General features: G+C 65.2%; 26 protein-coding genes, 1 tRNA gene and 1 pseudogene. 10 read left to right on the top strand and 18 right to left on the bottom strand.

Features of this window, described 5'->3' with window-relative positions; translation table 11 throughout:
- Window positions 1–258 precede the first annotated feature (258 nt).
- Entirely contained in the window at window positions 259–399 is a 141-nt protein-coding gene (locus tag BM199_RS33870) for a hypothetical protein (RefSeq protein WP_177242618.1), read from the bottom strand.
- Between the two features lie 328 nt (window positions 400–727).
- Here BM199_RS33870 and BM199_RS33295 point away from each other — a divergent pair, with 328 nt between their 5' ends.
- Window positions 728–1663 (top strand): hypothetical protein, encoded by a 936-nt coding sequence (locus BM199_RS33295; RefSeq protein ID WP_143101830.1) that lies wholly within the window; start codon window positions 728–730, stop codon window positions 1661–1663.
- A 467-nt stretch (window positions 1664–2130) separates the two neighbouring features.
- Window positions 2131–4173, top strand: coding sequence for a hypothetical protein (locus tag BM199_RS33290; protein ID WP_143101829.1), 2043 nt, complete (start codon window positions 2131–2133; stop codon window positions 4171–4173).
- Between the two features lie 81 nt (window positions 4174–4254).
- Here BM199_RS33290 and BM199_RS14465 read toward each other — a convergent pair.
- From BM199_RS14465 to BM199_RS14455, 3 genes and pseudogenes are all read right to left on the bottom strand, one after another.
- Window positions 4255–4632, bottom strand: a pseudogene (locus BM199_RS14465) (NUDIX hydrolase).
- A gap of 48 nt (window positions 4633–4680) precedes the next feature.
- Entirely contained in the window at window positions 4681–5469 is a 789-nt protein-coding gene (locus BM199_RS14460; RefSeq protein ID WP_091673693.1) for an inositol monophosphatase family protein, read from the bottom strand.
- The gene (locus tag BM199_RS14455; protein WP_091673691.1) at window positions 5466–6353 is read right to left on the bottom strand and encodes a DUF5919 domain-containing protein; all 888 of its coding nucleotides are present in this window, start codon (window positions 6351–6353) and stop codon (window positions 5466–5468) included. The genes BM199_RS14460 and BM199_RS14455 overlap by 4 nt, the downstream gene beginning before the upstream one ends.
- A gap of 203 nt (window positions 6354–6556) precedes the next feature.
- Here BM199_RS14455 and BM199_RS14450 point away from each other — a divergent pair, with 203 nt between their 5' ends.
- The 3 genes from BM199_RS14450 to BM199_RS14440 are packed head-to-tail and all read left to right on the top strand — an operon-like array spanning window position 6557 to window position 7316.
- Complete coding sequence (locus tag BM199_RS14450) at window positions 6557–6739, top strand: hypothetical protein (RefSeq protein WP_091673689.1); 183 nt, start codon at window positions 6557–6559, stop codon at window positions 6737–6739.
- On the top strand, window positions 6739–7047 hold the full coding sequence (locus BM199_RS14445; protein WP_091673687.1) for a hypothetical protein: 309 nt from the start codon (window positions 6739–6741) through the stop codon (window positions 7045–7047). The genes BM199_RS14450 and BM199_RS14445 overlap by 1 nt, the downstream gene beginning before the upstream one ends.
- Before the next feature lie 29 nt (window positions 7048–7076).
- Window positions 7077–7316: an AMED_5909 family protein gene (locus tag BM199_RS14440; RefSeq protein WP_281245697.1), complete on the top strand. Its 240-nt coding sequence runs from the start codon at window positions 7077–7079 to the stop codon at window positions 7314–7316.
- Window positions 7317–7514: 198 nt separating this feature from the next.
- Here BM199_RS14440 and BM199_RS14435 read toward each other — a convergent pair whose 3' ends face one another.
- Complete coding sequence (locus BM199_RS14435) at window positions 7515–8036, bottom strand: hypothetical protein (protein ID WP_091673686.1); 522 nt, start codon at window positions 8034–8036, stop codon at window positions 7515–7517.
- A 210-nt stretch (window positions 8037–8246) separates the two neighbouring features.
- Window positions 8247–8320: transfer RNA gene (locus tag BM199_RS14430), tRNA-Ile, on the bottom strand.
- Window positions 8321–8505: 185 nt separating this feature from the next.
- On the opposite strand from BM199_RS14430, the gene BM199_RS14425 reads away from it, so the two are divergent.
- Entirely contained in the window at window positions 8506–8913 is a 408-nt protein-coding gene (locus tag BM199_RS14425; protein WP_245788360.1) for a hypothetical protein, read from the top strand.
- A 4-nt stretch (window positions 8914–8917) separates the two neighbouring features.
- Here BM199_RS14425 and BM199_RS14420 read toward each other — a convergent pair whose 3' ends face one another.
- Window positions 8918–9274 carry a winged helix-turn-helix transcriptional regulator gene (locus tag BM199_RS14420; RefSeq protein ID WP_245788359.1) on the bottom strand — a complete coding sequence of 119 codons (357 nt, stop codon included), beginning with the start codon at window positions 9272–9274 and terminating at the stop codon, window positions 8918–8920.
- Window positions 9275–9398: 124 nt separating this feature from the next.
- Between BM199_RS14420 and BM199_RS14415 the strand changes: the two genes are divergently transcribed.
- Window positions 9399–10262, top strand: a complete 864-nt coding sequence (locus BM199_RS14415; RefSeq protein WP_091673681.1) for an SDR family NAD(P)-dependent oxidoreductase — start codon at window positions 9399–9401, stop codon at window positions 10260–10262.
- Window positions 10263–10455: 193 nt separating this feature from the next.
- On the opposite strand, the gene BM199_RS14410 is transcribed toward BM199_RS14415, so the two are convergent.
- The 3 genes from BM199_RS14410 to BM199_RS14400 are packed head-to-tail and all read right to left on the bottom strand — an operon-like array spanning window position 10456 to window position 12037.
- Window positions 10456–11004: a DUF3618 domain-containing protein gene (locus BM199_RS14410; protein ID WP_091673680.1), complete on the bottom strand. Its 549-nt coding sequence runs from the start codon at window positions 11002–11004 to the stop codon at window positions 10456–10458.
- Window positions 10980–11411, bottom strand: coding sequence for a phage holin family protein (locus BM199_RS14405; protein WP_091673678.1), 432 nt, complete (start codon window positions 11409–11411; stop codon window positions 10980–10982). The genes BM199_RS14410 and BM199_RS14405 overlap by 25 nt, the downstream gene beginning before the upstream one ends.
- Window positions 11408–12037 carry a hypothetical protein gene (locus BM199_RS14400; RefSeq protein ID WP_091673677.1) on the bottom strand — a complete coding sequence of 210 codons (630 nt, stop codon included), beginning with the start codon at window positions 12035–12037 and terminating at the stop codon, window positions 11408–11410. The genes BM199_RS14405 and BM199_RS14400 overlap by 4 nt, the downstream gene beginning before the upstream one ends.
- Window positions 12038–12241: 204 nt before the next feature.
- Between BM199_RS14400 and BM199_RS14395 the strand changes: the two genes are divergently transcribed.
- From BM199_RS14395 to BM199_RS14385, 3 genes are read left to right on the top strand one after another with little or no spacing between them, the layout of a single operon-like run.
- A complete protein-coding gene (locus tag BM199_RS14395) occupies window positions 12242–12670 on the top strand; it encodes a DUF6292 family protein (RefSeq protein WP_091673675.1) in 429 nt (142 codons plus the stop codon).
- Window positions 12667–13131: a DUF2243 domain-containing protein gene (locus BM199_RS14390; protein ID WP_218160344.1), complete on the top strand. Its 465-nt coding sequence runs from the start codon at window positions 12667–12669 to the stop codon at window positions 13129–13131. The genes BM199_RS14395 and BM199_RS14390 overlap by 4 nt, the downstream gene beginning before the upstream one ends.
- Window positions 13128–13892: a cytochrome c oxidase assembly protein gene (locus tag BM199_RS14385; RefSeq protein WP_091673673.1), complete on the top strand. Its 765-nt coding sequence runs from the start codon at window positions 13128–13130 to the stop codon at window positions 13890–13892. Before BM199_RS14390 ends, BM199_RS14385 begins: the two co-directional genes overlap by 4 nt.
- Here the strand turns inward: BM199_RS14385 and BM199_RS14380 are convergent.
- From BM199_RS14380 to BM199_RS14345, 8 genes are read right to left on the bottom strand one after another with little or no spacing between them, the layout of a single operon-like run.
- Window positions 13867–15009 carry an acyl-CoA dehydrogenase family protein gene (locus tag BM199_RS14380; RefSeq protein ID WP_091673671.1) on the bottom strand — a complete coding sequence of 381 codons (1143 nt, stop codon included), beginning with the start codon at window positions 15007–15009 and terminating at the stop codon, window positions 13867–13869. The two genes, BM199_RS14385 and BM199_RS14380, sit on opposite strands and share 26 nt — an antisense overlap.
- A 44-nt stretch (window positions 15010–15053) precedes the next feature.
- Window positions 15054–15665 carry a hypothetical protein gene (locus BM199_RS14375; protein WP_091673669.1) on the bottom strand — a complete coding sequence of 204 codons (612 nt, stop codon included), beginning with the start codon at window positions 15663–15665 and terminating at the stop codon, window positions 15054–15056.
- On the bottom strand, window positions 15665–16870 hold the full coding sequence (locus BM199_RS14370) for an MlaD family protein (protein WP_091673668.1): 1206 nt from the start codon (window positions 16868–16870) through the stop codon (window positions 15665–15667). The genes BM199_RS14375 and BM199_RS14370 overlap by 1 nt, the downstream gene beginning before the upstream one ends.
- Window positions 16867–17913 (bottom strand): MCE family protein, encoded by a 1047-nt coding sequence (locus tag BM199_RS14365; protein WP_091673666.1) that lies wholly within the window; start codon window positions 17911–17913, stop codon window positions 16867–16869. Before BM199_RS14365 ends, BM199_RS14370 begins: the two co-directional genes overlap by 4 nt.
- The gene (locus BM199_RS14360) at window positions 17913–19010 is read right to left on the bottom strand and encodes an MCE family protein (protein ID WP_091673664.1); all 1098 of its coding nucleotides are present in this window, start codon (window positions 19008–19010) and stop codon (window positions 17913–17915) included. The genes BM199_RS14365 and BM199_RS14360 overlap by 1 nt, the downstream gene beginning before the upstream one ends.
- The gene (locus BM199_RS14355) at window positions 19007–20011 is read right to left on the bottom strand and encodes an MCE family protein (protein ID WP_091673663.1); all 1005 of its coding nucleotides are present in this window, start codon (window positions 20009–20011) and stop codon (window positions 19007–19009) included. Before BM199_RS14355 ends, BM199_RS14360 begins: the two co-directional genes overlap by 4 nt.
- Window positions 20008–21021 carry an MCE family protein gene (locus BM199_RS14350; protein WP_091673662.1) on the bottom strand — a complete coding sequence of 338 codons (1014 nt, stop codon included), beginning with the start codon at window positions 21019–21021 and terminating at the stop codon, window positions 20008–20010. Before BM199_RS14350 ends, BM199_RS14355 begins: the two co-directional genes overlap by 4 nt.
- Window positions 21018–22289 carry an MCE family protein gene (locus tag BM199_RS14345; RefSeq protein WP_091673660.1) on the bottom strand — a complete coding sequence of 424 codons (1272 nt, stop codon included), beginning with the start codon at window positions 22287–22289 and terminating at the stop codon, window positions 21018–21020. The genes BM199_RS14350 and BM199_RS14345 overlap by 4 nt, the downstream gene beginning before the upstream one ends.
- Between the last annotated feature and the right edge of the window lies 1 nt (window position 22290).

Below are 22290 nucleotides of genomic sequence, written 5' to 3'. Positions count from 1 at the left end.
CAGTCCCGGAACCCTCTCCCCTCCCCACCCCGATAAGAAGCCTCGAACGTGGCCGGTGATGCCGTGTCAAGGGTCGTAGATCGCGCAGCGACGCGCCAGCGCCCTTGACGCGGTGTCATCGGCCGTTGTCACGATTCGGCTTCGGGGTGGAGCCGTCGATAACGCGGCGCTCACCGTGAGCGACGACGGAGGGTACGACGCTCAGCAAGGAGGCTCGATCATGTTCCTCCTGGATTGGCGCGCCGCCGTCGAGCGGCGCTACCGGCCCACGACGCCGGGCCGCGCCGCCCGGCCGGTGGGCGGAGCGGAGCGGGAGCCCGCCGTGCCGGGATGGATGCCGCCACGTACGCGACGGGACGGGCCGAGCGCGCCGCCGACGGCGGCGCGCCTTGATCCCATAGAGGCAAATTCGGCAGACATAAGGAGCAATGGCAAAAATTATGCGGAACATGCTTCTTCAAGCCGCTAATCGAGTGACACTCGACGCAAGCAGCTATCATTCCTATAACGCTCATATCGGCTCAATAGCAGGTCACGATGCATACATTAGGATCACAGCTTGCCGATGTTGATCATAAATCGGAGGGGGGAGTATGGCAGTCCGGAGGCACGAGGGGCACTTCGTACCATCAGCGGCCGCCAGTAGACAGCACCTCGCTGCCTACTCATCTGCCGCCATACATTTGAGGCACGCTCGTCCTCATACTCTCAAGATAGGCAGTGGTCGATGACGACGGACGACCTCGCGGATACACCTGCGACCGATCCGGGGGACGCCTTCGAGGAACAGTGCTTGGGGCTCCTTAGACGCCGATATCCACCTTCCGAATTGGTGATTCTACCCGCCCAGATGGGTGGAGACTGTGGCATAGAAGCGTTTTCTACAGACGGAATTGCATATCAGTGTTATGCGGACCGTGAATCAGCATCACTACGGCATCGAACTGACAAGCAGAAGAATAAGCTATATGCGGACACAGAAAAATTAAAGAAAAACGTAAAACGACTGCCAGGAGTACTCGGTGACACTGCAATAAGACATTACTTTCTCCTGGTTCCCGAATATCATGCGGTTGAACTTGTCGAGTACGCGCATAAGCGCAGCGAAGTAGTGCGGCAGTACAATTTACCGTTCATAGACGAACAATTTGCGATCAGAATAAAAACACCACACGACTATCCGACTGAATTTGCAGCCGCACTAAGAGATGACTCGGCAAAAGCACTTGTCCCCGATCCGGAAATTAAAGACAGCAACGTAGACTCATTCGACAAGAGCAAGCCAGAACTAGTGGAACGCCTTGACCAAAAGCTGGCCGTACTTCAACAGCACTCGCCGACCTCAGACGTAGCGGTATTGCGAAACCAGTTTATCCGAGCATTCCTGGCAAAAGAACAAGTGATGGATGGTTTACGTGAATGGCCAGACACATGGGAAGCTGTTGAGGCCAGAAGAACGCATCGCCAGAATACCCTCGAATTAGAAAACGAACTGGACCCAGCGGCTCCATCGCAAAGACTCCTCGACTTGATTCGAAGCTATGGTGAGGAACTCGGGAGTCAGGTAGCAGGAATACGTCTACTTGATGCACAACGGATTTCAATGGGACAGGCGGGCGATTGGCTTATGCGCTGTCCGCTGCGTTTTAGGGCGTTCGAGTAGATGGACGCATGGTACTCCGAGCTTGAATCGGCCCTCAACGTCCCGTTTTCTTTCGAGCGTCGACCCGAACCGCTACCCGCGTCACTCCGGCCTGAAAGGCGCTTACCACTTCTGCTCTTACTTGTCGCAAAGTGTCACGGCGCCAATGCGAGCTGGATGAGCCTTCAGCTTCTTAGTTGGGCTGTCCGTAGTAACGAACACATGAAGCTTATCGTCTCATTGCGGGCCGGTAGCGACGTTCCTGACCGACCCCTCGTGCGTTTCGAGCCAGCTCTAAGTCGAGCAATTGACTTAGCGGTGGGACTAGGTTTCTTGGAACTTAAAGCAAGCCGCACCTATCGACTTACACAAGATGGAAGGCAATTTTTAGGAGAACTACAAAGCAGTAGCGTACTTACATACGAACGCTCACTACTCGATCAGATAGAAGGAAAAATTACTCAGAAAGAAGTGGGTAAGATCTTGGAGTGGCGGCACTTATGAAACTGCGATTTCGCCATCTTCGCCTACGTGCGGAAACACAAAAGGGGCGTTTCGGGGCGGATATACCGCTGTCTGATGGTCTAATGGTGTTACGTGCCGATAACTCGCGTGGCAAGTCGACTTCGATGCAAAGTTTTTTGTTTGCCCTCGGCCTCGAGCGTATGATCACTGCCCGACCTTCAAACGCTGTAACATCTGCCATGCGGGATCGACTAATATTCGATTCAGATACAAAAGGCGAAACACCAGTGCTCTCATCCTGGGTAAGCCTTGAAATCGAAGGTGCCAGTGGCGATATTGCTACACTTACGCGCTGGGTAAAGCACGAGGACATTGATTCAGGACTGGTTCGAGTTACTAGCGGTCCCGCACTCACAGATCCCGGTGATTACGAAGTCCAAGACTACTATGTAGGCCGATCAGGCGCAGTAGCGAACCCTCGCGGCTTTCATAGATGGCTCTCATCTTTTATGGGCTGGCAACTACCGGAGCTGCCCGCGTCGGACGGCCGCTCCGTTCCGCTATACATGGAGCAGGTATTTCCACTGATATTTGTCGAACAACGTCGGGGATGGGGTGGAATCCAAGCTCAAATGCCGTACTTCTCGGGCGTTTCTGACGTGAAGCGACGAGCCATCGAGTTTTTAATGAAATTGGATGTTGGGCGGATTGAATCTGAACGTCTACGACTGCGCGCGGCAGATAAACGCGTTCAGGAAAAATGGCGTGATCTGGTTAAAACGTTCAACGATTCTATTGCAGGACATGGACTGTTGGCTGTACGCTTGCCGACTAATTTGACTATCTCGTGGCCTCCCACTGAAATGCCTTTCGTTGCCGAGAGTCGAGAGGACACATGGGTTCCCTTAGACAACGTGATTAGAGAACTTCATCGGGAAATAGAAATTATCGAAGATGTCCCCGTTTCCGAGGTTGGTGAATCCGCAGGAGAACTAGAGCAGCAACTCGCCGAAGCCGGTGAGCGGTCAGATCTACTAAGACAAGATATCGCCCTGCTGCGAGATGAAGTACTTCAAGATAACAGTGAACTCAGACAAGTACAGAGCCGACTGGAAGCATTACAAGAGGACCTTCGCGAACACCAGGACATATTAACCTTGGAGCGACTAGGTTCGGAAAGCATCTCTCGGATCCATGGCGACTGCCCGGTGTGTCACCAGAATATTCCAACTTCACTACTTGCCACTGTCTCGAATGTTCAGACACTCTCGACCGAAGAGACTGTTAACTACATACGGCAGCAGCTAGATTTATTCACTACAATGGAACGAGACACTCAGCTTACAGTGTCTGCAAAGCGCGAAAGGTTGGCGTCGCTACGACGACAGTCTGCAGAACTACACTCACGCATCAGATCGATTCGTTCAACACTGACATCACCTGATAACACGCCGTCAGAAGAAGATATTGCCTACAAAGTTCGGCTGCGCGATAGAGTCAATGACCTCGGATCTATAACTGAACGGTTTCTTCAGCTCCTAGGAGAATTAGATCGCGTAGCCGAATCCGGCCGAGAAATCCGCTCTGCCCTAGCTGGCCTACCGAAAGATAAGATCTCCGAGAACGACAAGAGGAAGCTCAAATATCTAGAGGGCTCATTCATTAGCCAGTTAAGAGAGTATGACTTCGGGTCGTTCTCCGATGAGCGGCTAGGTATTTCTACCATCGACTTCTTGCCCCGGCGCGACGACTTTGACCTTCAAGCCGATATCTCGGCTTCCGACTCAATCAGGGTAGTGTGGGCCTACCTGCTCGGACTGCTGGAAACATCGGAGAACTTCGACACTAACCATCCACGTCTTCTGATCTTCGACGAGCCTCGCCAACAAAGCGCCAAGGAAATGTCTTTTGCCGCATTACTGAAGAGGGCGTCTGCGGATTCAGACAACAGGCAAATTATATTTGCCACTTCAGAAGATCTATCGTCCTTGCAACGAATGCTGCAAGGCGTTGAGCACACGCTCCACCCTATCGAAGGGTATGTCTTAAAGGCCGTTCAAGAGTGACGTTACCCTCACCTTACTTGACAGGTGGACAACGACTCCTCCTGTATCGATAGGAGTATTCCGGGATATCCGATCGAAACGCTAAGCGTAGTACGGAAGTGGGCGATTCTGGAGTGCGTGTTCGACACGGAGCCTGATCGAGGTGTGAATACCCAGGCTCGGTAGAAAGTCGACGCCCACCCAGTGCACTTTCTTGCTCTCGCTGCTGGTCCGCGTTTCTCCGCCCAGAGGCTTGACACGGAAGCAGATGGAAAACTCCTCGCGGACCTCGCGCACGGCTGCCTGGGTCAGCGTCTCCCCTAGCTCGAGCTGACCGTCCGGAATGGCGTATTAGTCGTTGTCCGTCCGGCGGATCATCAGTATTCGGTCATGCTCGTCCTGGATGAACGCGCTGACGGCGACTGCGATGCTGTTAGCGGCTGGTGCGTTCGGGTCGTGGTAGTAGTCCCTGCGGGCCATTCTGCCTCCTAGAAGGTGACCAACCTCCCTGCCTCGCTGTCGTGCCTGTTACTCCTCCAGCAGGGGACTTAGCTGGGTCCAGATGTGTTCGTTGACCGCGATGGTCTCGGTAGATCGCCTGGAGTGAGGCTTTCCTGCTGCGTCGATCACTAGCGCTTCGCTCTCTCGTGCAACGACTGTTCCGGCTGCCATGTCCCAGGGTTTGTTGCTGAGGATGATGCAGGCGTCGGTGCGGCCTTCGGCTACCCAGGCGAGGTCGAGGGAGGCTGCGCCGATCATGCGGATGCGTTCGACGTTCTCGGCCAATGCCTTGGTGACGGCGAAGCGGCGTTGGTTCTTTTCTTCGGCTCCGGGGCCGGTGGCGTAGTCGCCGATGGTGACGATGGCGCGGTGGAGGTCGGTGGTGTTGCTGGCGTGGATGGGTTGGCCGTTGCAGTAGGCCCCATGGTCTTTGACTGCGTGGTAGCGCTGGTCGAGGAAGGGGGCGGTGATGACGCCGATGATGGGTTCGCCTCGGTGGACGAGGGCGAGTGAGGTGGCGCAGAGCGGGATGCCGTGGGCGAAGTTTGAGGTGCCGTCGATGGGGTCGAGCGCCCACACGTAGTCGGTGGCCTCATCGATCGTCCCGCCGCCTTCTTCTTCGCCGAGGAAGTCGAAATCGGGGGTCGCTTGGTGGAGGTGGTCGCGGATTTCGTGCTGGATTTGCAGGTCGAGGTCGCTGACGTAGTCGCGGTCGCCTTTCGCGCGCACGACGCCGGGGGCTGAGGTGGTCATCAGCTTGGCCCCGATTTCGACGGCTTCCTGGGCGACGCCGAGCAGGTGGTTGAGGTCGTTCACGCGGTGATCTCCTTGCTGCGCGCCCACATGGTGTCGAAGACCTGGGAGAACGTGTCGAACAGTCCCGGCACGCCGGGTTTGCGTTCGGCGACGAGGGTGGGTGACTCGACTCCGCGTGCGTCGGGGAGGTAGGGCTGGATGACGCAGGTGGTGTCGTCGATGACGGTGATGTTGAACCGCACCGGCTCGTCATAGGTGCGCAGCCGCAGGTTGCCGCGTGCTTCTGGGGAGAGTTTGCCGTGCAGGCGTTGCAGGGTCTGGATGTTGAGCGTGGTGAGGGTGGAGAGCACCCCGGCCGGGTGGGACTCTTCGCGCTCGCGTTCGGCGATGTAGCGCCCGTGCGGGTCGAGGAACAGGCACTCGACCACCGTCCCGGTTTCCAACAGGTCGAGTAGCGGCTTGTCCGGGTAGCTCTGGCACAGAATGTTCAGCGACAGCCCGACCATGCTGATCTTCTCGGCGTTGTCGAACAGCTTGTGCGGTGGGATCTCGTGGGAGAACGCGGGGCGGCTGGGGAACACGGCGGTCACGTCGGCCATGCCCTGCGTGCTCGGCAGCGCTGGCTGCGCGGGCGGGGTGGCGGTGTCCTTCGCCTTCGCTGGGGGCTCGGGTACGAATTCGATACCGCCGCTGTGTTCCTGGAAGAGCTGTTCGGCGGTCCAGCCGGGGAACATCGCCTCCAAGATCCGGCAGTGATGCGCATACGGCAGCCCTTGCAGGTCCCGGGCCAGCCACCGGTAGAACTGCGCCTTGCTCGGCCAGCTCCCCACCAGCTCGGCGTCGATCTGCTTGGCGAGCTTGTCGTACTCCCGGCAGAACGTCCGGTGCCCCTGAAGATGCCGTTGCCGCAGCAACACCTTCAGCACGATCGGCTTGTCGGCCATCCCTGTCGTCTCCCCCGGTTGCGGTCGGTCGAGAGACGACCCTACCACCAAGACGAGACACAGACGAGACTCGATGAGTACAGGAAGTTCGAGATGCGACACGCACGGTGACGAGACTGGACCGCCATCCGACCGATTGTGGGGGGTGCCGCCGCACAGGACGGACCCAATAGGAGAAGAACCCACAGGAAAGGTCAACAACAATGGCGATCCCCAAGGGGTACCGGTTCCCGATCGAGTTCGATGAGGCGTTCCCGCAGGGCTTGGTGATGGTGGGCGGGCGCTCGACTCCCTCCGGCAAGTCTTCCGCCGCGTCCGGTTCGGGCGAGTCCACGACCAAGGCCGGCCGCATGAGGGCCGCCGAGTTGGACGCGGAGACGTCGTGATGGCAACCAAGAAGCAGGTCCGGGCCTGGGAAGAAGCCTACCGGCACTACGGCTCGACCTCGGAACTCGTGGCCCGGACCCGGCAGGTAGACGCGGCGACGGCTCAGGACATGGCTTCGGCCTCCTGGGCCGTCGCGGTCTCCTGGCGCGCCATCGCCGGGAACCCGGAGCTGCCGTGGTGGATGCTCGCCGCGCTCGAATCCGCCGCACAGGCCTTCGAGGAACAGGCCCGCCACTGGCAAGCCCGCTCCACCGACAACGCCTGCGGTGTCGCGTCGGTCCGATCTGGCAGCCGGCGGCGCGCATGAACCTCACGCACCGGAAGGGAGGTGACACGGTGAACCAGGACAAGTGGCGGGAGGCCCGGCAAGCCCGCACGTTGATGCAGGCCCACGACGCACTCAGCGCGCTACGCCCGAGCGAGGACGCGGCCCCGGCCGTGTGGCGGGACTACTACCTGCGCAGCGCCCGCGTGTACGCCGAGATCGCGGAAGTCGACCGCGGCCACCACCACGAGGCGCTGTACTGGGCCGACCGTGAGCGACAGAAAGCCATGAAACCGCCATCACAGCATTAGCCCAAACAAAGAGTCCACTGTAGATAATCAACGCAGCTGCAAGGCGTGCCTACCACGTGATAGCCGGGACTTGGACGAGCTATTCACCTACGCCACTGGCATGCCAATACCGCGGGCGAACGTTCTCGCCTCCCCCGACCGGAAATCGGAGCGAGATGGGGGCGCGGTCACGTGAGCACTCGTCTTCGGGCATGCCGGTCAGTGCAGAGGGCACCGGTGCCAGTTGGAATCCAGGTCGCCGGTCTTGATGCCGTTCTCGTCCAGGGCGTTGTAGACGGTTATGCGACCCCCGCTCATCACAAGGCTGAGCGCGATCGTTCCGTTCGCGAGGTCGTCGCGATCGCCGATCCATTCGAGCACGTCGATGGCGTTGAGACGCTCACTTCGGAGGTTTATCTCTCCAGGAAGGACATCTGCACGCCAGGTCAGGCGGAAGTCATGGGAGGTCGGCCACACAGGATCGTTGGTCGTGTCGATGGAGTTCCACGTGATCGAAACTTCTGTGAATTTCCTGTGGTTGACCTCGACCTGTTCGCCGTCGAAGTCGAACACGACCGGGCAGTCCGCGAACCACGTGTCGTTGCTGTGGTCCCAGACAAGCCAGCCGCTAGTGAAACGTCGGCCGATGAGGGACGAGAGCCGCTGGCCATGGCGGGCCGTCACCGAGTCGGCACGGTCGTGCCAGTGCGGTCGGTAGCCCCGGAGACCGAAGTCGAACATCCGGCGAGTGTGCCGGGATCTTCGGCTCCTGTCACAGCGTTTGCTGACTTCGAACATGACTGGAGGTCAGGCCTGATGATCGAGCCAACCATGTAGCTGAAGGATGCGGTGGAACAGACACGAGCGGACCGGATGCCGGTACCGCCAACAGCGGCAGAGCACAGCAGAATCCATGATCGGAAATTCTCGGCGTTTCGCCTGGTCAGAGCGTGGGCCGGGCGGGGCTCGAACCCGCGGCCAAGGGATTATGAGTCCCCTGCTCTAACCAACTGAGCTACCGGCCCCGTCGCGACCTCACGGAGAGCCGGAAACGCCTGCGCACCCGCCCCCTGCGATCGCGGCACTGAACCTACCGTATCGCCGTCGCTCCCTCCCTCAGCGGTCCGCCAAGCCCTCCGTGTCTTGACATCGCATTCGAAACATTGTTTCATAACAGCGTTACCGAGACGAGACGACCTGAGGAGCCCTGGTGTTCAGCCCCGAGACGCACTACCTGGCGGGCGTTGCCCTGCTGACCATCGTGACCATCGAGTTCGGCGGTTGGTTCCTGAGCCGCGTCGTGCGCGGCGCTGTGCCGATGACCGACTTCCAGAAGTCCTTCGCCCGGGCCGGTCACGCCCACGCGGGTGTGCTGGTCATCCTCGGTCTCGTCTGCCTGCTCTACACCGACGCCACGGACCTGACCGGCGCGTGGGTGTGGATCGCTCGGGTCGGGGTGCTCGCCGCCGCGGTTCTCATGTCGGCGGGCTTCTTCCTGTCCTCGATCGGCCGTGACGTGACCCGGCCCAACAGGCTGATCGCCCTGCTGTGGCTTGGCGCGCTGTCCCTGGGTGCCGGTGTGCTCACTCTGGGCGTCGGGTTGCTGACCAGCGCGTGAGTGGTCACGAACCTCCTGCGCGACCGCGTGCCGCACTGATCTCGTCGTGGTGGGTGACCGCCCAGTCGGCGAGTGCGGACAGCGGCTGAAGCAGCGTCGCCCCCAGCCTCGTCAGACCGTACTCGACACTGGGTGGAGTCGTCGGGTGAACCTCGCGCTCAACAAGGCCATCCTGTTCGAGTGTGCGCAGCGTCCTGGTCAGCATTCGTTGGCTGATCCCGTCGACGGCGCGGTGCAGTTCGTTGAACCGGTGCCTGCGTTGTCCCAATAGGACAATCACCAGCACCGTCCACTTGTCCCCTACTCGCCGCAGCACGTCGGTCACGGGGCACGCCTCGTGCTCGCTCGCCGGGACGGGCATTGGTAAATCCGCCGCGAGCACGGAGGGCACATGCGTGTGCGTACCGGACATGAAACTGCCTTCTTCCGCGCTGCCGTTCAGTTCCCGAGTATTGGGGTCCGGACAGAACCTTACTGGAGGACTCATGGCGGACTACCCGGCCAAGACCGTTGTCATCAGCGGTGCGACCGACGGTATGGGAAGGGCTACCGCACTGGAGCGACTCGCTCGTGGTGACACGGTCATCGCCATCGGCAGCAACGAGACCAAGGGGCGATCGCTGGTCGCCGACGCGGCAAGGACCGGGTTCGGTGACCGCCTTCGGTTCGTCCGAGCGGATCTCAGCTCGGTTGCCGAAAACCAACGAGTGGTCACCGAAATCAGCCGCGACCACCCAGCGGTCGACGCCCTGGTGCTCTTCGCCAATCGGCAGAGCCCGCGCAGACAGGAGACGACCGAGGGGCTGGAGCACACCTTCGCGTTGTACTACCTGAGCCGCTACCTGTTGTCGCGTGGCCTCGGGCCCGTGCTGGACGCGAGTCCGGACCCGGTGATCGTCAGCGTCGCCGGCGTCGGCAACACCGCGGGCTCCGTCAACTGGGACGACCTGCAGCTGACCCGCCGCTACAGCACCTTGCGCGCGCAACTGCAGGCCGGGCGCGCGAACGACCTGCTGGGTGTGGCGTTCGCCGAGCACGGTGTCAGCAGGGCCCGCTTCGTCCTGTACCACCCGGGGTTCACCAGGAGCGGCGATCTGTCCCCGCTCAACCCCCTGGTGCGAGTGCTGATCAGGATCCTCGGAACGGTCGCGGCCCGACCCGTCACCGGCGCCGTCCGGCCGGTCCACGGTTTCGTGGACTCTCCACCCCGCGAACCACTGACCGCCATCGACCGGGGAAAGCCGGTGGACCCTTCGCTGAAAACACTCGATCGACACGACGCGCGCCGCCTCGCCGAGGTCACCGAAGAAATCCTGCACGACCTGCCAACGCGAACAAGCCGGGAATAGTCGGCGGCACCCTCTGGTTGTACCCCCTGTCGGCACGTCAACGTGTCCCCCGGGCTCACCCTATTGCCCTCGCGGAGTTCCGTTCGGCTGGAACCGCGTTGCGCCTTCCGCCGAGAGGCGACCGGGCGTGCCGACCCTAAACCCACGAAGGCCCCGCCGTTCACAGTCCGGCGGGGCCTTCGTTCTTCCGGCGCTACATCTGCCGACGCGCCTCGTGCTTGACGTCCTGGCCGGCATGTTGTGCCTGACCTCGTACGTGCTCGGCGGAAGAACCGGCCTCCTGCTTGACCTGCTGCGCCGACTCCTTCGCCCGCTGTTCCACCTGCTGGGCCGCGTCCCTCGTGCTGTGCTTGAGGTTCTCGCCCAACTCCTGGCCTGCCTGGCGGGCCTCGTTCTTGAGCTGGCCCGCGACCGGGCCTGCCTCCTCCGCCAGGGTCTGCGCGGCCTTCCGTTCGGTCCGGCTGGCGGGCGCCAACGACGCCGCCAGCGCGCCCCCACCGAACGCGATCAGGCCCGCAGCGAGCGGGTTGCCCTTGACCCGGCTTTCGGCCTGATGGGCGCCCTCCTCGGCGCTACCCATCACCCTGTCCTGCACGCCGGTCAGGCGCTGCCGGGCACGCTGCTTCCCGCGCTCGGCGATCCGCCGCGGCCGCGTCCGGTCGGTCACCTCGTCGATCGTGTGCCCGAGGTCCTGGCGCGTGCGCTCGATCTCATGCCTCACTTGGTCTGTGCTCGTGCCCACTCTGCATCCTCCTTCAACGTATCCATGGTCTGCCGGGGCATCGGCGACACCTTGCGCATCTGCGAGCGCCCGCTCGCGAACAGCACCGCCGCCACGACCGCGTAGACCACCGCGACGATCAGGAACGCCCAACCGACGTTGAGCACCTCGGCCAGGCCCCACGCCGCGGCGAACGACGCCAGCAACAGCGACAGGTAGCCGATGATGCCCGCGGCTCCGAGCTTGCTTCCGGCCTTCGACGCCTTCGTCACCTCGTCGCGCAGCTCCAGCTTGGCCAGCTGCACCTCCTTGCGCACCAGCTCGCTGACGTCCTGCGTCGCCTCGTTGAGCAACTGGCCGATCGAGTGGCCGTCCTGCGTCTGCTCACTCCCCGGCGCCGTCCGCGTCTGTGTCTGGCTCTGAGTCATCGCGCAACCTCCTGCTGCCGCTGAGCGGGATCCCAGGTCGCACCGGCCGTCCACGAGTCACCCGGTTCGCGGTGACCGTCACCGCTGAACTGCCGCTCGCGTCCCTGGTGCTCCTGCTCCTGGTGAGCCTCGGAACCCCCGCGCAGCGCGCGGCCTGCGAGGAAGCCCGTGGCGGCCGCTGCCGCGAGGAACGCTCCGGGACGCCTGCGGGCGAAGTTCTCGGTGTCCCGCACCACACCGTCGAATCCGCGGGTCTCCACTCGATCCGCGGCCTGCTGGATCTCACCAGCCGCCTGGTCCACGTAGTCCGCCAGCCGGCCCGCCTCCTGGGGACGTCCCTGTGCCAGCGCCGTCACCTGGTCGCCGAGCCGATGCAGCGACTCCGTGACCCTCTTCGTCTGTTCCTGCGCCTGACCGCGAAGCTGGGACTTGGCGTCCTCCATCACATGGCGTGCCTCGGACCTGGCCTGTTCGGCCACCTCTCGGCCCTCGTGGCGCACATCCCGGGACACGTCCCGAGCTTCCTCGGCGGCACTGTGTGCCACCTCACGGCCTTCCTGGCGCGCCGTGCCCGCCGTCTGCCGGGCGGCGTCGGTCGGTTCACGGCGAGTCCGCGTGGAGTGCATCTGAGCTCCTTTCTCCTTCTATGAACGGAAAAACCGAGCTTTGTGGCAATCCGCTGTGCGGAGTCATAGCCGGGCACAAAAGCCACTAAACGTCTCCGGACGGTCGGATAGCAGTCCATTTCACAGCGAGCAGAAGGGTTGGCACAGCAGCAATCGGGCAACCCATGAGGCAGTTATCCAGAGCGACGTCGAGGGGAGCCGCAGATGCGGACCAAGTCAGAAAGAGTTCCGTCGGCGGAGGATGGGCTGGCCGGATACGTCCGTTCGGTGGCAGCTCTCATCGGCGTTCCCCCTGAGGGGACCACCTGCGAGATCAGCGACAGCGCGAACGCCTACCTCGCCGTGGCCAGGCGCTGCCGCAGGCATCCCGACGACGACGTGATGTTGCTGTGGAACGAGCGTGACGGGTGGCACGCCGCGCTCGAAACCCTCCCCGGCGAGCAGCCTGCGGTCCTCGCGTATCTGGGTGGCCCCCTCGTCCCCGCACCGGACGCGGTGGCCGAGTTCGCCGAATCGGTCATCGCAGGCAGGCCGGTCGGGCAACGCAACTCCCCTGATCTCCGCCCCACCGGCACTTCCGATCACCTGGCCTCCGTGCTGGCCGTCTACGCTCCCGACCCCGCGCTCCAGTGACACGTGGCGAGGTCCCCCCGGCGAGGGCCCGCAGACTCAATCTGACGGCCGGCGCCCTACTCGGCCTGGGCACAGCGGCCTTCGTGGACGAAGTGGTGTTTCACCAGCTTCTGCACTGGCACCACTTCTACGACGGTTCCACCCTCGAAGCCGGCCTGGTGTCCGACGGCCTCTTCCACGCTTTCGGCTGGTTCTCGACCGTCGCGGCCCTGTTTCTGACGGCCGCACTTCGCCGAGACGCCGCGGCGCGACTCGCGCCGTTCGCCGCAGGCTGGTTGAGCGCGGCGGGGTTCTTTCAGCTCTACGACGGACTCGTGCAGCACAAGCTCATGGGCCTGCACCAGATTCGGTACGACGTCGATCTGGTGCCCTACGACGTGACCTGGAACGTCATCGGTGCCGTTCTCCTGATTGCCGGACTCGTGACCTGGTACCGCACCCGGCCGAGTACGAGCCAATGACCGCCGGTCTCGTCTTCGCCGGTGTCCTCACCGCCGCGGGTGTCGGCTACCTCCACCTCACCCTGCGGCTGGTCCGTCGAGGAGCCAGCTGGCCACTGCGTCGCCCACTGTTCTGGCTATGCGGGCTGCTCGCCGCAGGGTTCGCGCTCGTGGGGCCACCGGCAACGGCGCACCACGACTTCTCGGCGCACATGCTCGGTCACCTGCTCGTCGGGATGGTGGGTCCGCTGTTCCTGGTCCTGGCCGCGCCCGTGACACTCGCTCTGCGCGCCCTGCCCCAGGAGCGCGCACGCCGGGTTGGTCACGTCCTCCGGTCGGCGCCGGCCACGGTACTCACCCATCCCGCCACCGCGAGCGCCCTGAACCTCGGCGGGCTCTGGCTGCTCTATCGCGGTGGCGTCTACCCTCTCATGTCCGACGACCAGGCCGTGTCCTTCCTGGTGCACCTGCACGTCCTCGCGGCCGGGTACCTGTTCACATACGCGATCCTCGCCGGGCCCGACCCCGCGCCCCACGCACCGGGCCCGTCGTGGCGGGCTGGCTTCCTGGTCCTGTCCGTCGCGGCACACAACATCCTGGCGAAGTCGCTCTACGCCGACCCGCCTCCCGGTGTTCCGGCCGAGCAGGCGGTCGAAGGCAGCCAGCTCATGTACTACGGCGGCGCTCCCGTGGAGATCACGTTGTTCGCACTCGTCTGCCTCCGCTGGTACCGGAGCACCCGACTCGCGGGTCCCGTCACAGGCCGAACGTCTTGCCGATGATGTCGCGCTGGATCTCGCTCGTGCCGCCGTACACCGTGGACACGACGGTCGAGCGCAGCAGCCGTTCCATTCCGTACTCCGTGGCGTAGCCGTAGCCGCCCATCATCTGCATCCCGTCCAGCGCCATAGCCTTCGCGAACTCGGTGGCCTTCAGCTTCGCCATGGACGCCTCGCGCGGGAACAACTCGCCGGGGCTCGCGTCGATCCTGCGCGCGACGTCGTGCACCAGCAACCGGGTGCACTCGAGTTCGGTCGCGTGATCGGCGATCCGGTGCCGCAGCGCCTGGAAGGTGCCGATCGGACGGCCGAACTGCTCGCGCTCCCGGACATACGCCACCGTGTCGTCGAACGCCCGCCTCGCGGTACCCAGCATGAACGCGGCCAGAAGCATCCGCTCGATATTCAGCCCGGCCATCAACTGCGGCCACGCGTTGCCCTCGACACCGATCACCGCGTCCTCGGGCAGCTCGCAGTCGGTGAAGTAGAGGTCGTTTACCTCCCTGCCGCCCATCGTGTCGATGCCGTGCACCGCCAGCCCGTCCACGTTGGCCGGCACCGCGAACATGGTCAGTCCCTCGTGCTTGCCGCCCGCCGTCGAGGTGCGGGCGACGAGCAGGATGTGCTCGGCGATGTGCGCGTTCGAGCACCAGGTCTTCTGACCGTTGATCACCCAGCCCGCGCCCCGCTTCTCCGCCCGGCATGTCAACGCCCCCACGTCGGAGCCCGCCCCCGGCTCGGACATGGAGATCGACAGCACCTTGCCCCTGAGGAAGTCACCGAGGATGCGTCGTTTCTGCTCCTCCGAACCGAACTTCTCGATCGCCGCGGCGGTGATGACCGACGTCGCGAACCCGCCGATCGGCACCTGCCAGTAGCCGGTCTCCTCCAGGAACAGCACCAGATCGACCATTCCCCGACCCGCTCCCCCGTGCTCCTCCGGTACCGCGATGCCGAGCCAGCCGAGCTCGGCCAGCTTGCCGTACAACTCGGCGCTGTGCGGCGACCTGCCTCCGTCCGTGAGCCTGTTCCGCTGCTCGGCGCTGCCCACTTCCCTGCGGCAGAACTCGCCGATCGCGGCAACGAAATCCTGCTGCTCCTGTGTCAACGTGGCGGTCATCGTGCGCCTCCTCTTCAAGTCTGGTTCCGGAAACTCGCCCTGGCTCAGAGCAGCTTGACGTCGTCCACCAGCCAGCGACCGTCCTGCCGTACCAGCGTCATCCGCATCCGGTTCCGGTCCACCCGTGGCTGCGGGCTGTTGGTGTTGGTGATCGTCTGGTCCACGAACAACAACACGACCGCGTGGTCATCCTCCGCTTCGACCGCGCCTGCCGCCAGTACGGTTCCCTCGGACACCGCCTTGTGCTGCTTGATCAGCTCGGTCAGGTTCGCGCCGACCTGGCTGTACTGCTCGGCGAACCGTCCCGTCGCGTTCTCGGTGACACCACTGAAGTTGCCCTCGAGGTCGTTGAAGTCGTAGGACGACAGGTTCGTCGCGAACTCGGTGGCAGCTCCCAGTGCCTCGGCACGGGCCGTCTCCGTCGAACGCAACGACAGGTACCGCACCGCGACGAACACCGCGCCGCCCAGCACCACCGCGATGAGCAGCACGGCCAGCAAGACCCGGGGGCGCCGCCACCTGGTCCTCACGTCGACGGCGGTATCGGAGGTGTCCTCGACCGGAGCTTCCTCCGCCACCTCCTCCGCTTCGTCCTCGTCCACTGTGGTCCGTGGCCGCGGCGAGGGGCTCGGCTTCTTCGTGACGACGTCGCTCATCATTGAACTCCTTGCAGAAGGATCGAGGACCACGAGCGTGGCCCCAACACGGAGTGCTGTCCGCCGCCTGTTCCCACATCGAACGGCAGCGGTCGGCCGGTTTCGGGATCGTGTGCTCGCGAAGGTCGGACAGGCGTGTCCGGCCGGGGCGCGTTCCGCGCGCCCCGCTGCCCGAGGTCGGGGCCCGGCGGGCAGTGCCACGTCAGCACCGGTTCCCGCGCCGCGATGTCCTGCGGTGGCCTGCGCGGCGTGTCGTTGTAGCACACGGGCCCCTGCGTTCCGACGAGATAGAAGTTCGCCGCGTCGCCCTCGACGATGCCACCGAGCTTCGTCAGCGTGTCCGGAAGCGAGATCAGCGTCTGCTCCACCGCGGGTGCGCGGACACTCACCAGTTGCGTCGTCGTGACCAGATTTCCCAGCAGCGTGGTGAGCGCGGGCTGGTTGTCCGCCATCATCCCGGCCACTCGCCGGGCCGGATCCGGCGCGGCATGCAGCAGTTCGGTGAACGCGGGCTCCTGTGCCCGCAAGCCGCTCGTGAGTCCCCGCATCGCCTCGGTGAACTCCCGCAGCCGGGCACCGCCCTCCCCCAGCAGTGCCATCCCGTTTCCGGTCACCCGCTCGATCTGCGGCTGTCTCTCCTTCGCGAATCGCAGCAGCACCTCGGTGTTGTCGAGGATTCGCTCGAGTTCCGGCGCCGTCCCGTTCAGCCCGGTTGCCAGCGCTTCTCCCAGGACCGCCAGGTCCGCGGCGGGCAGGCTGTCGGCCACCGCGAGGAAGTCCTCGAGCAACGTCTCCAGCGGCAGCGGGCGCCGGGTGTTCTCTCCAGGGATGACGCTGCCGTCCTCCAGGTACGGCGGCGCGTCGTTACTGGGCCGCAGATCGACGTGCAAGATCGCGAGTGGACTGTCCATTGTGATCACCGCCTCGGCCGCGCTCGGGATGCGCTCGCCGGGATTGATCTCCAGCGTCGCCTCCACTCCACCGCCCGGGGCGATCCCGAGGTCGGCGACCTGGCCGACACCGACTCCTCGATAGGTGACCTGGGAGGCGACCGAAAGACCCCCGGTGTCGGGCATACGGACCGTCACGGTGATCGGTGATCTGAACGCCTGCGGACCCAGCACATCGGCCGCGACGAAGTAACTGCACACCAGCCCGATCGCCGCGAAGAGAGCCAGCTGTCCCAGCCCGAGCCTGCTTCTCATCGCGTTCCGCCTTCCAGCAGCAGCGCGGCGTCACCCTGCTCCGGCTGCGTGCCGAACAGATCGGGGCTCAGGATCTCGGCGACACTGAGCGGCACGTCCAGCGTCCCGTCGAGCATCAGGTAGTCCCCCGGCGTCGCCTGCCGCAACAGCCCGGCGAACTCGTTCAGCCCGCTCAAGGTCGTACCCAGCCTCCCGTCCAGCGCCCGCAGGTCGTCCAGCACCGGCCGCAGCGCGCGAAACTGCTGCGTGAGGTCGGGACCGCTGCGTTCGATCAGTTCGTGAGTCGTCCGGCCCAGCGAGGTGACGTCCGCGAGCAGGGTGCCGAACCGCTCGCGTTCGGCGAGCAGCACCCGGATCGCCGGTTCGATCTCGGTGAACGCCGCCCGCAGCGTCGGGCGATTCTCGGCCAGTTGCGCGGACACGTCGCGCATCGAGTCGATGACCCCGAGAATCTCGTCGCTGCTGTCGTCGAGCGAGAGCAGTATCGTGTCCAGTTGCGCGATGAGGCCGTTGATCCTGCCCGCCCGGCCGCCGATGGCCGCGTTGGCCTCCGCGACGATCGTGCGTATCTGGTCGATCCCGGACCCGTTGAGCAGCACCCCCACCGCGGCGAGGGTGTTCTCCACGTCGGGCCCCCGGGAGGTGCGCTCCAGCGGGATCACCGCCCCGTCGGCCAGCGCCGCCCCGCCCGCCCGTGCCGCCGGAGGTTCCAGCACCACGAACTCCTCACCGAGTGCGGAGGTCAACTCCAGTCGCGCACCCGTGTCCTCGGGCAGTGCGACGTCGGTGTGGATGTCCAGGTCGACGTGCGCGTGGAAGTCCGCCACCCGCACATCCGCGACCCGCCCTACCGTGGCCTGCCCGATCTGCACCGTCCCACCGAGCGGGAGCCCGGCCGCGTCACCGAAGACCGCCGTCACCCGGTAGGTCGGTGACCCCGGACCGCCGAGCGTGGCCGTGTTCTGCAGACTGACGCCGCAGCCCGCGATCGCACCTGCGAGCAACACGGCCACGATCGCGGCGTGCGCACGTCGCCTTGGCATCACCGGCCACCCCCGTTCATCGCGGCGTCGAGGCCGAGCGCATCCGGCAGGTGCGGCGGGAACGGGATCGGGTTGACGATGCCCGCGCCGGAGCAGAGCGGCAGCGGAATCCGGGCACACAACCTCGCGGTGGCCGGGAACTGCGCGAGGTTCGTCGAGATGTCCAGCCGGATGCGAAGCCTCTGGTCGTCGGTCACCGCGCGGCCGAAGTTGTCCAGCGCCAGCGGCAGGGTGTCGAGCGTTTCGGCGAGTTCCTGTTGTCGCGCCACCAGTGTCGTGCTCAGCTCGGTCAGCTGCGCGAGATCGCCGGTCAGTTCCGCACCGTGCTCGTCCAGCAACCTGCTCAACGCCGCCAGCGTGCGGGAGAGCTGTCCGATCGACTCGGCAACCACGTCCTGCTGACCGGCGAAGTCCCGTGCGGCCTCCGCCACGGTGGCGGTCACGCTGTCCACAGTGGATCCATGTTCGACGAGCAGCCGGGTGAGGCGGTCCACGTCGTCCAGTACGGCGCCGATGTCGCCGGTTCCGTCCGCGACCAGGTCGGTCGCGGTGGCGATGCCGGTGACCGCGTCACGGATCTTCTGTCCGTTCCCGCCGAACGACCGCGCCCCGCTGTGCACGAGATCGCCGAGTCCCTCCCCCTCGCCCGGCGCCCCGGGGCCGAGCGCGGTGAGCAGTTCGTGCAGCGAATCGCTCAGTTCGTTCCAGGTGATCGGTGAATGTGTGCGCCGCACCGGAATCACCGCCCCGTCCCGCAGGACAGGGCCACCGGTGTGCGCGGGAGCCAGTTCGACGAACCGGTCGCTCACGACCGCGGGGCTCATGACGTATGCGTGCGCGTCCTCGGCCACCGCCGTTCCCTCCGGCAGGCTCATCGTGACCCGCACGGTGGCACCCGCCGCGTCCACTGATTCGACGGTGCCCACCGGAACCCCGAGCACGGCGACCCGGCTTCCGGGAAAGATCCCGTCCACGGTTGTGAACTCGGCCGCGATGCGCAGCACCGGTTCCGGTCGGAGCACGACGTACCAGCCGAGTGCTCCGACGAGCCCCAGCACACATGCGAGGACCACGATCCTTTCCGGGCCACGGGTCATCGGCAGCCTCCCAGCAGTCCGGCCACACACAGGAGGTTGTCCGGCAACGGGCCCGCCGGGGCCGAGACGTCTCCCCATGGGCCGTTTCCGGTGGCGTTGGCCAAGTACCTGCTCGCGGGCCCGAGCAGGCGGAGGGTCTCCGACAGTGCGGCCTCGTTGCGGCTCAGGGTGTCGGTGACGGTGTGGACATCGGCCAGCAGTGGGCCGATCAGCGGCTCGTTCTCGGTGACGACGGTGTCGAGCGAGGTGGTCAGCGTGTGTACGTCGGTGATCAGCGCGCGGATCGTCTCCCGCCGGTCCGCCAGGGTTTCCGCGACGAGCCGCGCATCGCCGAGGAGCGCCACCAGGGTGTCCTGCTGGTCCAGCAACGACGTCGTGAGGGCCTGCACGCCGGTGAGGAGCTCACGGAACTGGCCGTTGCGCTCACCGACGATCCCGGTCGCCTGGCTGATGCCGTCGAGCGCGCGGCCGAGCAGATCGCCGTCCGGTGTGGACCGGTTCAGGGTGGTGATCATCCGCCGCAGCAGCGGGACGTCCAGTTCGGCGGTTGTCTTGACGACGTCGGCACCGATGTCGTTCAGGCTGTAGGGCACCGAGGTTCGCTCCAGCGGGATCGTCGCGCCCTGCGGCATCATCACGCTTCCGGCGGGGCGGACTCCGAGATACCTCGTGCCGAGGATGGTTCCGAGCTTCACCTCCGCCGACGTGGACTCACCGATTGACTGGCCACGGTCGAGGCGGAAGTCGACGCGCACGCGGTCCCCCGCCAGCACCACTCCGGTGACACGGCCCGCGGGCACGCCCGCGACGTAGACCTGGTCGCCGTCGGTGAGGCCGGCCGCGTTCGCCAACTCCGCCGAGTACGCGTTGGTACCTGCGCGGAACGTCAACTGCGGAATCGCGACCGCGGCGGCGAGCAGCAGCACGAGGACCGCCGCACCGACGGCTCCGTCGAACGCCGGTCCGCGCCGGATCCGGCGCCACGCGGAGGTTGTGCTCATCGGCACACCTCCGAATGCGGGCCCACACCGAGGTCGATCGGTTCGCCGCCGATGTCGACGCCGAGGTTGCAGACGTAGACGTTGACCCAGGAGCCGTAGTCCAGCGTGCGCCCGAGCGTGGAGGCGAACTCCGGCGCCTCCCGCACCACGGCTTCGAACTCCCGCTCGTTCTCCACCATGGTCGAGGTCAGTGACCGCAGCCGCCGCACGTCTGTCGAGAGGTCCGGTCCGATGTCGGCGAGCAGGCTGGTCAGAGAACCCGCCAGTTCGGCACCGCCGTCCAGGGCCCCCGCGATCCGCTCGCGGCTGTCCGCCGCGAACGAGGTCAGCTCGGCGAGGCCGTCGACCAGACCTGCGAGGTCGGTCCGGTGTTCGCCCATGGTGTCCAGCACCGCGTTCAGGTTCGTCAGCACCTCGCCGAGCACGTCGTCCCGGCTGCCGAGGACCGCGGTCAGCGACACCACCTTGCTGAGCAGTCCGTCCAGTGAGCCGGCTTCGCCCTGGAACACCGCCACGATCTCCCTGGCGAGCTGGTTGACCTCCGCGGGATCGATGGAGTCGAACAGCGGCTTGAAACCGTTGAACAGTGCCGTGAGGTCGAGTGCGGGCCTGGTGCGGTCGAGCGGAATCGTCGCGCCGGGTTCGAGTTCGCCCACGGGCCCGCTCTCGCCCGGAACCAGCGCGAGATGGCGGGCTCCGAGCAGGTCGGCGTAGCGCACCACGGCCCGGACGTCCGCGGGCACCTGCTGGTCCGCTCGTGCGTCGAAGGTGACGTGGGCGCGTCCGTCCACAAGCTCCAGTCGGGTCACCGTGCCGACCCGGACACCAGCGACGGTGACGTCCGTCCCCGGATTCAGTCCGTGCGCATCGGTGAACACCGCGTGGTAGGTGTGGCTTCGCCCGGTCAGCGGGTCGGTGAGCGTGTTCACCACCAGCACCGCGGAGAACACGCACACCGCCACGAAGGCGGCGAGCTTGACCAGAGTCGCACGCACATGCCGGTCGCTCATGGCACCACCACCCGCGTCCCCCGCACGAGCGGGCCGAGCAACAGGGACAACTGGTCCACGGGTTGCTCCTCGGCTGTGGAGTCGCCGTCCGGTAGCAGAGGTGCGAGCTGCCGGATGACCTCTCGCTCCCGCTCACCACCAACAGGCCCGGTGAGCCCGCCGGTTTCCGGGAGCGGAGGCGGTGGTGCCGCCGGTGCCGCGGCCGCTTCGTCCCCCGTCCCGCGCTCCCGCACCGAGTCGCCGCAGTTGGCGCCGTCCAGACCGGGATAGCGGGGACAGTCCGCCGCGGTGTACGGGTAGGGGTCGTCGAAGGTCAGGGCGGCATCGATGGCGAACCGGCCGGTACCGAAGGCACGCTTGGCGCCGTCGAGGAAGAAATCCGCCGCGTCCAGACTCTCACCGACCGCTCCGGGGTGGCGCGTCACCGCCTCCGCGAGCGGACCGGTCGCGTGCACGAGCTGGATGAACCGATCGGCATGGTCGGCGAGCAGCCGTTCGGACTGCCCGGAAAGCTCGATGCCCGCGGTGAGCAGGTCGCTCAGCGCCTGCCGTTCCGCGACCACGGTGCGGGAGAGCGCGACCGCGTCGTCGAGCGAGGCAAGCAGGTCCGGTGCGGCCCCCGCGAGGTCCCTGCCGAGCCGGGCGGCGGTGTTCACGTCCTCGCCGAGTAAGTCGAGCAGCGGCCCGGCGTCCTCGGCGAGCTCGCTCGCCTCGTCGATCATGGTGCCGATCTCCGCGCCACGTCCGCGCAGTGCGTCGGCGAGGGCGGTGAGGGCGACCTGCAGGTCCGCGGGCCGCAGTTCGGTGATCAGTTCGTACAGGCGGGTGTACGCGGCGTAGAGCCGCACGGTCTCGCCCGAGGTGTCGGCCGCGAGCACCGCCCCCTCGACCAGGTTTCCCTCCGCCCGCGATTCCGCCGGGACGGCGAGATCGATGTACTGGTCACCGAACAGCGTGCGGGGCAGCACCCTGGCTCGTACGTTCGCCGGCACCTGCTCCAGCAGGTCGGCATGCATGCGCAGGCTGAGGCGCGCGCCGTCGAGATCGCCGTCCACAGCGGCCAGCCTGCCCACGGTGACCCCCAGGTACTGCACCGGCGAATCGGCGCGCACCGGCCCGGCCGACGCGGGCAGGGTGGTACTCACGGTGGGATCGTCGTCGAACGCGCCGCCGCTTCCCGCGATCGTCACGACGGCGACCAGTACGAACGCCACAGCGGCGGCGAGCCCGCGGAGAGCCAGCGCGACCCTGCTCGTCTGTAAGGCCATG

Source organism: Amycolatopsis marina (genome assembly GCF_900111885.1).
GTDB classification, from domain to species: domain Bacteria; phylum Actinomycetota; class Actinomycetes; order Mycobacteriales; family Pseudonocardiaceae; genus Amycolatopsis; species Amycolatopsis marina.
Note: the sequence above shows the minus strand (reverse complement) of the source record. Positions and strands in the feature narration are given on the sequence as shown.